The organism is Thalassobacter stenotrophicus, assembly GCF_001458315.1.
In the GTDB taxonomy this organism is placed as follows: Bacteria; Pseudomonadota; Alphaproteobacteria; order Rhodobacterales; family Rhodobacteraceae; genus Thalassobacter; species Thalassobacter stenotrophicus.
Map to the genome: position 1 here is coordinate 116,888 of NZ_CYRX01000033.1, position 11,493 is coordinate 128,380.

Here is an 11,493-nt window from a genome sequence, read left to right on the forward strand (position 1 = left end):
TTGTTCGGCATCCGGGCGACGAATATAACAAGTTTTATCTATTTCAAGTGAATTGCCGCGCCGCCGCGTAAAACGTCTGAGGCGATTTTGGTAAAATCATCCCCATCTTCAAAATGTTGTGGCCCTTCATGCAACACCATCGGGGGGCACATTTGCAGGCCAGCGCGTCCGCCTTTGCGGCTGCAGAATATTACACGCTGCGCCGGTTTTTGGGCCCGAGATGTTAACGGAAGCACGATGTGACTGCCCATCCGTGCGTCGATGGCTTGGAAATAGCTATCCAACCGGTCCGCGCGTAGGATCATGGTTAACGTGCCCCTGGGTCGCAGGCGACGGGTCGCCACGTCGATCCATTTGGCCAGTGACACATCCTCACGCAATGCGGTTTCGCGCGACGCGTTGGTCGATGCGGTCCCGGCCTTGGGGGCGAAATAGGGCGGGTTACAGATGACATGATCAAAGTTGAGTGCGGACAATTCCGCAGGCGGGGCCGCCACGTCGCCTACAATGACTTCAAACGGCAGGCCTTGGGCGTTGCTTCTGGCCAAGGCCGCGTAGTCCGGTTGCAGTTCCAAGCCCGTTACCTGCGCTTGGGGTACCCGCGCCAAAAGGCACAAGCTGGCGACACCAACGCCGCAGCCAAGCTCCAACACGCTTTCGCCAGCGGCGGCGGGGCATGCGGCGGCCATCAACACCGGGTCCGTCCCGGCCCGGTAGCCGTCGCGCGGTTGATGCACCTGCACCTTGCCGCCCAAAAAACTATCAAATGTTGTCTCGATCACCCGGTTACCGTGATGCCGTTGTCGCGCAATGTCGCGCTTGCCATGAAATAATCGCGCTCCGCCACCAAAAGCCGCCGCGGCAATACGCCAATGCTTCCTTCTAGGACGCTCATATGGACGTCCATTTCAAACCACTCTATATCCTCCCCCTGTAAGAGGGCCTTGGCAAAGGCAATGGCGGTTGGTTCATTGGTGCGAAGGATTTCTTTCATACCCATCAGTTAGGCGCCGGTTAGGGCGCTGTCGAGCCAAAGGTCGCAAAGATGAGTTTGGATACCGCTGTCCAAAAGCCCCACGAACTTCTGGCGACTACGCTCGCCGCTGATCTGGAGGCTGTTAACCACCTGATCCGTGCGCGTATGGCGTCTGAACATGCCCCGCGCATTCCGGAGGTCACGGCCCATCTGGTCGAGGCTGGCGGCAAACGTGTGCGCCCTATGCTAACGCTCGCCTGCGCGCGGATGTTCGGCTATGAGGGTGAGCATCACCAAAAGCTCGCTGCAACCGTTGAATTTATTCACACTGCGACCCTGCTGCACGATGATGTGGTGGACGAAAGCGGTCAGCGTCGGGGCCGTCCAACGGCGAACCTGTTGTGGGACAACAAATCCTCAATCCTAGTTGGTGACTATCTGTTCGCGCGTGCGTTCCAGTTGATGGTCGAAACCGATAGTCTGCGCGTGCTGGATATCCTGGCCAACGCATCTGCAACTATTGCTGAGGGCGAGGTACTGCAACTGACGGCTGCCTCCAATCTGGCGACGACTGAGGCGATCTATCTGCAAGTGATCCGCGGCAAAACAGCGGCTTTGTTCCAAGCCGCGTCCGAGGTTGGCGGTGTGATCGCAGGCCAAGACGACGCGACCGTTGCCGCCCTGCGCATCTTTGGTGACGCGCTCGGCGTGAGCTTTCAGATTGTGGATGACTATCTGGACTATGGCGGCGCGGGCACGACCCTCGACAAAAATGTTGGCGATGATTTCCGGGAGCGTAAACTGACCCTGCCGGTCATCCGCGCCGTGGCGCAGGCCACCGATGAAGAACGCGCGTTCTGGGTCAAGACGATCGAAAAAGGGCGTCAGGATGAAGGCGATCTTGAACACGCCATGGCGCTGATCGAGAAATACGGCACGCTTGAGCAGACCCGCCAAGAGGCGCTGCGTTGGGCCGAGGTTGCGAAATCCGCGATGGCGTCCATGCCAGAGCATCCCTTGCGCGACATGTTGATTGATCTTGCGGACTACGTGGTCGCGCGCGTCCGCTAAAGCACCTTTGCGGCACGGGTCCACCAGTTGGACCTGCTCAATTGCGCGGCGGCTGTGTTTGCAGCAGCCTCTGATGTGTATAGCCCAAAGCAAGTAGCGCCTGAGCCGGACATCCGCGCAAGCCCCGCATCAGTGGCTGTGATCGCAGCAAGAACCTCAGCTATTTCTGGGCACAACGTTCGGGCCGGGGGTTCTAGGTCGTTACGCTGTTCTCTGAGCCAAGCCAGTTGATCGTGCAGCGATGCAAAGTGGGGTACCGGCCCCATGGGCGGATTGTTTTTGGTCGGTAGGGCGTTGAAAATTGGCCCCGTCGGCGTGGGAACGCCGGGATTAACCAGCACCACCCACATGGGATGCAAAGCCTCGACTGGGGCGACGTCTTCACCAATCGAAGTCATTCGTTGCGGCCGCGGTGATAGGCACACGGGCATATCCGCACCCAATGGCAACAGCGCCTGTGGTGGGGGCAGGGATTGGCCCGTTAGGTGACATAAGGCGCGTACTGCGGCTGCGGCATCTGCGGACCCACCTCCGATCCCGGCAGGGTGGGGCAGGTTTTTTGTCAAGTGAAACTGACCGTCGACCCCAAGCAGTGCTGCGGCCTTAAGTATTGAGTTTTCTGGCCCCGTCGGCACGCCCTGCGCAAACGGCCCCGTTACAGAAAGGGATAGGCCACCCAACTGAGCCGCCAGCCCATCGCCCACATCCGCAAAAACCACGAGGCTGTCGAGCAGATGGTATCCATCGCTTCGCTGTCCCGTGACATGGAGCGTGAGGTTAATCTTCGCAGGCGCGAACTCTTGGGTCGTGGCTGTCACGAAAAAGGCTCAGTCCTGCGCGGCTTTGCGCGTCGCTTCCGCCGCCGCGGCCTTTTCGGCCAATGACGGCGCACCTTCTTCCTTCAGGACGCGGTCTAGGCCGATCTCTAACTTCCGGCGCATTCGATCCGGATCAGCCTCGCTGTCTGTGTCGTCGGGGTCCACGTTGGACAAGGCACGACGCCATTGAAACTCCGCCTCGCGCTTGCGCCCAACAGCCCAGAATACATCGCCGAGGTGATCGTTGATAACCGGATCAAGCGGCTCTAGGGCGACGGCACGTTCCATGGGGGCAACGGCCTCATCGAACCGCCCAAGGCGGTAAAACACCCAGCCAAGACTGTCGGTGATGTAGCCATCATCGGGGCGCGCAGCCACGGCCTTTTCGATCATATCAAGCGCTTCGACCAGATCGCCCTGCTTTTCGATCATCGAATACCCAAGATAGTTCAGCACATGCGGCTGCTCTGGGTTCAATTCGAGTGCTTTGCGGAAATCCGCCTCGGCCAGTGGCCAACGGTCTGTGCGTTCATAGGCGATGCCGCGCACATAATAGAGGAACCAATCGCGGGGTGTCGGCTCTTGGACCAAGGCAACAGCGGCCTCATAAGCGTCTGCGGCCTCACGGTGACGTTCCAGCCGGCGCAGAGTGTCGCCAAGGGCGGTGTGAACCTGTTGGATATCGCCATGCGTCCGCGCGAGCGACTTGAGAACCTCAGCCGCCGTATCTCCCCGGTCGTCACTGTATAGCAGGCCCGCGCGTGAAATCTCGGCGAGGTAGAATGACGGATGATCAATCGGAACGGCGTCCAAAACCGCCCCGGCAAGGGCGTATTGTTCCTGTTCCTCTAGCAGATCCGCGGTCAAAAGGATCGCATCCACATTGGTGGGGTTCAGCACAAGCGCCGCACGGCTGTGCAGCAGCGTATACGTGTGCGAGGCCTCACCGTTGACGACGGCCGCGAGTGTGGCAAACGCCTCAGACATGCCCTCAAGCGGGGTGCGAATAATGTCGTAGCTGACCGCGTCACCGTTTTCGATCTGGGTGAGCAGCGCCTCTAGCTCCGGGGAGGAGCCGCGTTGTAACGTTTGGGCCAGAAAGGCGGCCGCATCGTCTGGACGGTCCAGCTGCACAAGGATTTGCGCATAGGCCTCAAAGGCTGTGATGTTCAGGCTCAACTCGCCGTAGGTTTCACCGCTCAGGATGGCTTCCGCGCTTTCGAAATCACCGACCATCGCGAGGGCGAGGGCCTTGTGAATATAGGCAAATGAGCGGAACGCGCGGTTTTCCGAAAGGGCCTCAAACGCGGTGACGGCTTCGGACATATTGCCCTCGGCCAGTTCCACCCAGCCCAGCAGCAGCCCGTCTAGGAGGGGGCCGCCGACCACACCCTGCATCAGGGCATCCTTTGCCGCAGCCGTGTTGCCCTGCGATACGTCGCGCACCAAGCGCACCATCTGCGCGATCTGCATGTCCGGCTCAAGGCTAATGACCCGCGCTGCGGCATCGCCCGCGCGCTCAAAATCACCGAGCATGGCAAAGCTGATCATGGCCGCATCAAGGATTTCAACTTGGCCAGGATCGCGCTGCAACAATTGGCCGTAATATTCTGCGGCGGCGGCGTAATCGCTGGCAAAGCCCGCAAGCCGCGCGGCCAAATAGGGGCCTGCAATACCGTCTTGGGCAAAGCTCGGGGCGGGCGTCGCAAATGCAAAGGTGCTGGCAAGTAGGGCGCTTTTGAGGATGTGCAGGCGCATTGGCTCTCCGGTCTGGTTTCGTCAAAGGTAGTTTGCCCCAGCCCCAAGAGCAATGGGGCGCCCCGCAGGACGCCCCATCAAGTTGATCACATGTTCGGGTAGTTCGGCCCGTCACCGCCCTGCGGTGTGACCCAAGTGATGTTCTGGCTTGGGTCTTTGATATCGCATGTTTTGCAGTGCACGCAGTTTTGGAAGTTGATCACAAAGCGCGGGTCTTTGTCCGGCTCGCTCACCACTTCGTAGACGCCTGCGGGGCAGTATCGCTGCGCGGGTTCCGCGTATTTGGGCAGGTTGACGCCCACCGGGATCGACGGGTCGGTCAGGCGCAGGTGTGCGGGCTGGCTTTCTTCGTGGTTTGTCATCGAAAAGCTGACATTGGTCAGGCGATCAAACGACAGCACACCATCGGGTTTGGGGTAATCGATGGGTGCAAACTTGGCGGCCTCACCAGTGGCCTCGGCGTCGTTTTTACCATGACCCAAAGTGCCCAGAATGTTGAAGCCGGTCAGGTTGGCCGCCCACATATCGGCGCCACCGCCCATGAGTGAGGCAACAAGCCCATACTTCGACCACAGCGGTTTGACGTTGCGCACGCGCTTGAGGTCTTTGGCGATGGGGCCGGACCGAACGTCGGCCTCGTATGTGGCCAGTTCATCGCCTGCGCGGCCTGCACCGATCGCCTCAAACGCGGCCTCAGCGGCGGCTTTGCCGGACAGCATCGCGTTGTGATTGCCCTTAATGCGCGGCACGTTGACCATCCCTGCGGAACAACCAAGCAGCGCCACGCCGGGGGCCACAAGTTTCGGCATGGATTGCCAGCCGCCCTCAGTGATGGCCCGCGCGCCATAGGCCACGCGTTTGCCGCCCTTCAACAGGTCCGCAACCATTGGGTGATGCTTGAACCGCTGAAATTCCATGTAAGGGAACATGTGCGGGTTTTCGTAGTTTAGATGGACCACAAAGCCCACGTAGACCTGATTGTTATCAAGGTGGTAAATGAACGAGCCACCGCCCGCGTTCTTGCCCAAGGGCCAGCCCATCGTGTGGGTCACGGTGCCTTCTTTGTGCTTTTCTGGGTCAATCTCCCAGATTTCCTTCATGCCAAGACCGTATTTCTGCGGCTCGGCATCCTTGGCGAGGTCGTATTTCGCGATCACCTCCTTCGAGAGGCTGCCCCGCACACCTTCGCTCAGGAACACATATTTGCCGTGCAGTTCCATGCCGACTTCGGTGTTTTCACCGATAGAGCCGTCTTGTTCTAACCCGAACACACCGGCCACAACGCCCTTCACTTCGCCGCTATCGCCGAACACTAGCTCGGAACACGCCATGCCGGGGAAAATTTCAACGCCCAGCTCTTCGGCTTGTTCGGCCATCCAGCGGCATACGTTGCCCATCGACACGATGTAGGTGCCGTGGTTGCTCATCAATGGGGGCATGATCGACGTGGGGATGCGCAGCGAACCGGCCTCACCCAACATGTAAAAGTTATCCGACGTCACGGGCACATTGATCGGCGCGCCCTTTTCTTTCCAATCGGGGATCAGAGCATCCAGACCGGTCGGGTCCAAAACGGCGCCAGACAGAATGTGCGCACCGACTTCGGACCCTTTTTCCAGAACGACCACGTTCAGATCTGCGTCCAACTGCTTGAGCCGGATCGCAGCCGACAGGCCCGCAGGACCCGCCCCGACGATTACGACATCGTATTCCATGGCTTCGCGTTCTATTGCAGACATATCGGTCACCCCGTTGGCTTTGCTCGATTCCAAACTCAAAAAGGTTATGGGGACAGAAGCCGGAGGCGTCAATTCCGACGCCACATCATTTCGCCGCACTGCCGCAATTCCGTAATATTATGTCGCGGCGGGCACATTTTTCATTCAATCAGCCGCAATAACGGCACACGGTTGGCCTTTGGGCTTTTCCCACTACGTCTCGGCCAAAGGAGATTTCCATGATGACCTTCGTCTATATCGCCCTCGTGATCCTCGGCACGATCCTGCCGTGGCGCCATTTCTATGCGTGGTTCCAAGAACATGGGTGGGAACTCGGCCCCCTGATCGATGCTTGGTACGTCAACGAAAGCACGACGGGCCTGACCTGGGACCTGACGATTGCCGCTGTGACGCTGACGCTCTGGATTCTCCATGAGACGATCTCACGCCGCAATTGGCTGGGACTTCTGGCGATCCCTGCGACCTATGGCATCGGCATCTCTGCGGGCTTGCCTCTTTACCTTTTGCTCCGGGCGCGGCAAAGCCGCTGACATGGACCATTTTCTCTACAAAGACGGCGCGCTGCACGCCGAAGATGTCTCCCTTGCGCAGATCGCAGCGCAGGTGGGCACGCCCTTCTATGTCTACTCCAGCGCCACGCTGACGCGACATTTCAAGCTGTTCAACGAAGCCCTTGAGGGGCTGCCGCATCTTGTGTGCTTTGCGATGAAGTCGAATTCTAACCAAGCGGTGATCAAGCTGCTGGGGGATTTGGGCGCAGGCATGGATGTTGTGTCGGGCGGTGAATACGCGCGCGCCAAGGCGGCGGGCATTCCTGGTGAGCGGATCGTGTTTTCGGGCGTGGGCAAAACCCGGGCTGAGATGCGGATGGTTCTTGAGGGCGGTGTGCGGCAGTTCAACGTCGAAAGCGAACCAGAGATGGAGGCGCTGAGCGCCGTGGCCAGCGAACTGGGTGTTGAGGCGCCGATCACGATCCGGATTAACCCGGACGTAGACGCCAAAACCCATGAGAAAATTTCCACCGGCAAATACGACGATAAATTCGGCATCCCGATTTCGCGGGCGCGCGAAGTTTATGCGATGGCGGCTAAGCTGCCGGGCCTCAAGGTCATTGGCATTGATGTGCACATCGGCTCTCAGCTGACCGAGCTTGCGCCATTTGAGTTGGCCTACAACAAGGTGGTCGAACTGACCCATCAGTTGCGCGCTGATGGTCACACGATTGAGCGGCTCGATCTGGGGGGCGGTCTTGGCATCCCCTATGAGCGTTCCAATACCGCGCCGCCTTTGCCCATGGAATACGGCGCGCTGATCAAGAAGTGTGTCGGTGATCTGGATGTTGAGGTCGAGATTGAGCCGGGTCGTCTGATTTCTGGCAACGCAGGTCTGCTCGTGACCGAGGTAATCTACCTCAAGAACGGAGAAAACCGCGATTTCCTAATCGTCGACGCGGCGATGAATGACCTTATCCGCCCGGCAATGTACGGGGCACATCACGATATTGTGCCCGTCGTCGAGCCCGCGCCCGGTGTCGAAACATCCACCTATGATATCGTTGGCCCCGTTTGCGAAAGCGGCGACACCTTTGCCAAACAACGCACGCTGCCGCCCTTTAAATCAGGCGATCTCATGGCGTTCCGTAGTGCGGGTGCCTACGGCGCGGTTATGTCGAGCGAGTATAATTCGCGCCCCCTCATCCCAGAAGTTTTGGTGCAGGGCGATCAATACGCGGTGATCCGTGCACGTCCCACCTTTGACGAGATGATAAATCGAGATACCATTCCAGAGTGGCTCTAAGCGGAAACCCCGCGGAAGGGCGCATCCATTGTGAACCTTCCGGGGGTTGAATGACCTTACCAAAAACCCTGCGCTGGCCCTATTCGCTCACGTATTTGGGGCTTGTGGCTGAGCGGATCACCCAAGCGGCTTGGCCGCTTTGGAGCGTTCTGTTCGCGGCCTTGGCGCTGTGGGGTTTGGGCGTTTTGGCGGCTTTGCCGACGCAGGCTCTGTGGCTTGCGGTTGTAGTGCTGCTTGCGGGGGGCGCATATGGCGTCTGGTACGCGCGACGGTTGCGTTGGCCCACCCGGGCCGAAGCGTTAGAGCGTCTTGATGCGGCCTTGCCGGGACGCCCTATTCAAGCCCTATCAGACACGCAAACGATCGGCGGCACGGACGCGGCATCTGTTGCGGTGTGGCGTGCACACCTTGCCCGGATGGAGCAGAAATTGCGCGCCGCCAAAGCGGTTGAGCCTGACCTGCGTGTCGCAGGTGCCGACCCTTATGCTCTGCGGTACATGGCTGTTCTTGGGCTTGCGCTGGCGCTTTTGTTTGGGGGCGCGTGGCGCGGTTCTGACCTCGCGGCGGGCTTGGGCGCTGGGGCCGCTGATGCGCTGCCCGCAGGTCCCGCGTGGGAAGCATGGCTTGAGCCGCCGCGCTACACCGGCAAGCCAACTCTTTATTTGCCCGACATCGCGCCGGGCACTTTGGAAATCCCTCAAGGGTCGCGCGTGACATTGCGGCTTTATGGGCAAGTTGGCGCATTGGCCGTCACCCAAACCCTATCGGCGACGCCCCTGCCGGACCCATCCGCCGTCGCACAGGATTTTGAGGTCACGCGCTCAGGCAGTTTGACCATCGCGGGTGGGGAGGATGACCAAACATGGGACATCGTGATGTTGGCCGATACCGTGCCCAGCATCACCATTGATGAGGCTCCCACCGCACAGCCTCCATCACAAATGGAGATGGCGTTCACCGTGGTCGATGACTACGGCATGGAGATCGGCCGCGCCGTCATTACCCGCGATCTGGCCAGCACGGACCGTCGTCATGGCCTCGCTGTTGATCCCGATCCGCGGGCCCCCCTTTCGCTGACACTGCCCTTGCCGATTTCGGGTGATCGCGCCGATTTTTCCGAAGTTCTGATTGAGGACGTCTCAAAGCACCCCTTCGCGGAGTTGCCCGTCGCCCTGACGCTAGAGGCGGAGGATGCGCTGGGCCAAATCGGGCGCTCGGATACGATGCAGGTGGTATTGCCGGGGCAGGGCTTTTTCGACCCGCTGGCTCATGCGCTGATCGAACAGCGGCGCGATCTGTTGTGGGCCCGTGCAAATGGCCCGCGGGTGGCACAAATTCTGCGTACGCTGACTCATCGCGCCGATGATACCTTTGCCGATCCGTCTGCCTTTATCCTTGTGCGAATGGCCATTCGTCGGCTTGAGGCCAACGCCGATCTGACGTCTGAGGTCCAAGAAGACGTTGCCGAAATTCTGTGGCAAGCGGCTCTCAAGATTGAGGAAGGGACACTTGAAAACGCCCTTGAGGAACTGCGCCGCGCCCAAGAGCGTTTGTCGGAGGCGATCCGCCAAGGCGCGGATCAGGCTGAGATTGATCAGCTGATGCAAGAGCTGCGCGAAGCGATGAACAACTACATGCAGCAACTGGCCCAAGAGGCCATGCGCAACCCCGATAGCCAGCAAAGCCAGAACCAACAGGGCCAGCAGGGTGAGAGCGAGCAGGTCACCCAAGACCAGCTTGATCAGCTGCTCGAACGGATTGAGGAGTTGATGCGCGAGGGCCGCACGGCGGAGGCCCAGCAATTGTTGCAAGAGCTCCAGCAGATGATGGAGAACATGCAGGTCACCCAAGGTGAGGGCGGCCAGGGCCAGCAAGGCGAAGGTCAGCAAGCTATGGAAGACCTGCGCGAAACCCTCCGCGAACAGCAAGGTCTGAGCGATGAGGCTTTCCGCGATTTGCAGGAGCAATTCAATCAGCCCGGACAGCAGGGTCAACAAGGCCAACAGGGCCAGCAGCCGGGCCAACAACCCGGACAGCAGCCGGGACAAGGACAAGGACAGGGTCAAGGTCAGGCAGAGGGTCAACAACCCGGCCAAGGCCAACAACCCGGAGAGGGGCAAGGTCAAGCACAGGGCGGCCAGCAGCCCGGCGGCGCGCCCACTGCCGAAAGCCTCGCACAACGCCAAGAGGCCCTGCGCGACCAGCTTGGCCGATTGGAACGCAACCTCCCCGGTCAGGGTACCGAAGCGGGCGACGCCGCGCGTGACGCATTGGGCCGCGCAGGCCGCGCGATGGACAACGCCGCCGACGCGCTCGAACAAGGTGATCTGCCCGGTGCGATTGACGATCAGGCGCAGGCAATGGATGCCTTGCGTGAGGGGATGCAAAACCTAGGCGAGGCGCTCGCGCAGGAACAGCAAAACGGACAGGGGCAGCAAGGCTCCGAGTTCGGGCAAAACGGTCAGCCGCAACAGCAAGACCCGCTTGGTCGTAGTCAAGGCACCACGGGCAGGCTTGGTACGGATGAGAACATGCTTGGGGCAAACGATCCGCGCCAACGCTCCCGCGAGTTGCTGGATGAAATCCGCCGCCGCTCCGCTGAGCAGGAACGTCCCGAGCAAGAACGCGACTACCTTAACCGCCTGCTGGATCGTTTCTAAACCGCGCGGTTACGCGCTGTGCCCGACGGTTAACGCCAGCACACCTACCAAAACGAGGCTCAGCGCCCAGGCGACATCAAGGTTAAACCAGCCCTTGGATAAAAACCGCAGCCCGAGCCAGCGGTATACTCCAATGGCGATCAAACCACCCGACAGCATCATCGCGCCCGTGTGCACGAACGCCACGATCAGCGCGATCTCTACGTCGCCCGTGATCAACCGCGCCGCGGCGGCGTGGCCCGCATTTGTGTCGATTGTTTTGCAGATGCCCAGATAGATCGGCACCAACATCAACCCTGCGCCATGGGCCATCGCCGCCAAAAAAGACCACAACGCCAACCGCGTCGGCGGTACGCGGGCCAAAAAACGGGGGTGACGTCGGTTGATCAACAAATAGACCCCCAACGCGATCACCAAGACGGCCGCGGCCACTTGAATCTCATGCTGCCATTGCACCAGCACCAACAGCGCGGAAAACGGCAGCAAGATCGTGATCATTGCCAGCAAATGCCCCACCGCTAGCGCCACAAGCGCGCGCAACAATGACCCGCCCGTTTTCGTCATCAACGCCGAAGATACCGCCAAGGGCCAGCCCATGCCGGGGTTCACACCGTGATAAATGCCTGATGCAACGACAGCCCACCAAAGGGCCGTCGTCGTGTCAAAATCCAGCA

10 protein-coding genes are annotated in these 11,493 nt (G+C 60.0%); 4 read left to right on the forward strand and 6 right to left on the reverse strand.

Annotated elements, in window-relative coordinates; all coding sequences use genetic code 11:
* Positions 1 to 38: 38 nt before the first annotated feature.
* Both THS5294_RS15105 and THS5294_RS15110 read right to left on the reverse strand, forming a co-directional pair.
* Complete coding sequence (locus THS5294_RS15105) at positions 39 to 782, reverse strand: tRNA1(Val) (adenine(37)-N6)-methyltransferase (protein WP_058124399.1); 744 nt, start codon at positions 780 to 782, stop codon at positions 39 to 41.
* Positions 779 to 994 (reverse strand): putative signal transducing protein, encoded by a 216-nt coding sequence (locus THS5294_RS15110; RefSeq protein WP_058124400.1) that lies wholly within the window; start codon positions 992 to 994, stop codon positions 779 to 781. The genes THS5294_RS15105 and THS5294_RS15110 overlap by 4 nt, the downstream gene beginning before the upstream one ends.
* 51 nt (positions 995 to 1,045) lie before the next feature.
* Here THS5294_RS15110 and THS5294_RS15115 point away from each other — a divergent pair, with 51 nt between their 5' ends.
* Positions 1,046 to 2,047 carry a polyprenyl synthetase family protein gene (locus THS5294_RS15115; RefSeq protein WP_058124401.1) on the forward strand — a complete coding sequence of 334 codons (1,002 nt, stop codon included), beginning with the start codon at positions 1,046 to 1,048 and terminating at the stop codon, positions 2,045 to 2,047.
* Here THS5294_RS15115 and THS5294_RS15120 read toward each other — a convergent pair.
* From THS5294_RS15120 to THS5294_RS15130, 3 genes are all read right to left on the reverse strand, one after another.
* Complete coding sequence (locus tag THS5294_RS15120) at positions 2,044 to 2,865, reverse strand: 4-(cytidine 5'-diphospho)-2-C-methyl-D-erythritol kinase (protein WP_058124402.1); 822 nt, start codon at positions 2,863 to 2,865, stop codon at positions 2,044 to 2,046. The genes THS5294_RS15115 and THS5294_RS15120 overlap by 4 nt on opposite strands.
* A 9-nt stretch (positions 2,866 to 2,874) precedes the next feature.
* On the reverse strand, positions 2,875 to 4,623 hold the full coding sequence (locus THS5294_RS15125) for a tetratricopeptide repeat protein (protein ID WP_072936597.1): 1,749 nt from the start codon (positions 4,621 to 4,623) through the stop codon (positions 2,875 to 2,877).
* 86 nt (positions 4,624 to 4,709) lie between these two features.
* A complete protein-coding gene (locus THS5294_RS15130) occupies positions 4,710 to 6,362 on the reverse strand; it encodes an electron transfer flavoprotein-ubiquinone oxidoreductase (protein WP_058124778.1) in 1,653 nt (550 codons plus the stop codon).
* A 221-nt stretch (positions 6,363 to 6,583) separates the two neighbouring features.
* On the opposite strand from THS5294_RS15130, the gene THS5294_RS15135 reads away from it, so the two are divergent.
* The 3 genes from THS5294_RS15135 to THS5294_RS15145 are packed head-to-tail and all read left to right on the forward strand — an operon-like array spanning position 6,584 to position 10,819.
* Entirely contained in the window at positions 6,584 to 6,892 is a 309-nt protein-coding gene (locus tag THS5294_RS15135) for a DUF2834 domain-containing protein (RefSeq protein WP_038005082.1), read from the forward strand.
* Position 6,893: 1 nt separating this feature from the next.
* Positions 6,894 to 8,159 carry a diaminopimelate decarboxylase gene (gene lysA, locus THS5294_RS15140; protein ID WP_058124403.1) on the forward strand — a complete coding sequence of 422 codons (1,266 nt, stop codon included), beginning with the start codon at positions 6,894 to 6,896 and terminating at the stop codon, positions 8,157 to 8,159.
* 50 nt (positions 8,160 to 8,209) lie between these two features.
* Positions 8,210 to 10,819, forward strand: coding sequence for a TIGR02302 family protein (locus THS5294_RS15145; protein WP_058124404.1), 2,610 nt, complete (start codon positions 8,210 to 8,212; stop codon positions 10,817 to 10,819).
* A 9-nt stretch (positions 10,820 to 10,828) separates the two neighbouring features.
* On the opposite strand, the gene THS5294_RS15150 is transcribed toward THS5294_RS15145, so the two are convergent.
* Positions 10,829 to 11,491: a hypothetical protein gene (locus THS5294_RS15150; RefSeq protein WP_370736594.1), complete on the reverse strand. Its 663-nt coding sequence runs from the start codon at positions 11,489 to 11,491 to the stop codon at positions 10,829 to 10,831.
* Between the last annotated feature and the right edge of the window lie 2 nt (positions 11,492 to 11,493).

Excerpts from the sequence above, each read along its gene's own strand:
- THS5294_RS15110 (WP_058124400.1), bottom strand. The coding sequence starts at position 994 with ATGAAAGAAATCCTTCGCACCAATGAACCAACCGCCATTGCCTTTGCC.
- THS5294_RS15115 (WP_058124401.1), top strand. The coding sequence starts at position 1,046 with ATGAGTTTGGATACCGCTGTCCAAAAGCCCCACGAACTTCTGGCGACT.
- THS5294_RS15125 (WP_072936597.1), bottom strand. The coding sequence starts at position 4,623 with ATGCGCCTGCACATCCTCAAAAGCGCCCTACTTGCCAGCACCTTTGCA.
- THS5294_RS15130 (WP_058124778.1), bottom strand. The coding sequence starts at position 6,362 with ATGTCTGCAATAGAACGCGAAGCCATGGAATACGATGTCGTAATCGTC.
- THS5294_RS15135 (WP_038005082.1), top strand. The coding sequence starts at position 6,584 with ATGACCTTCGTCTATATCGCCCTCGTGATCCTCGGCACGATCCTGCCG.
- lysA (WP_058124403.1), top strand. The coding sequence starts at position 6,894 with ATGGACCATTTTCTCTACAAAGACGGCGCGCTGCACGCCGAAGATGTC.
- THS5294_RS15145 (WP_058124404.1), top strand. The coding sequence starts at position 8,210 with ATGACCTTACCAAAAACCCTGCGCTGGCCCTATTCGCTCACGTATTTG.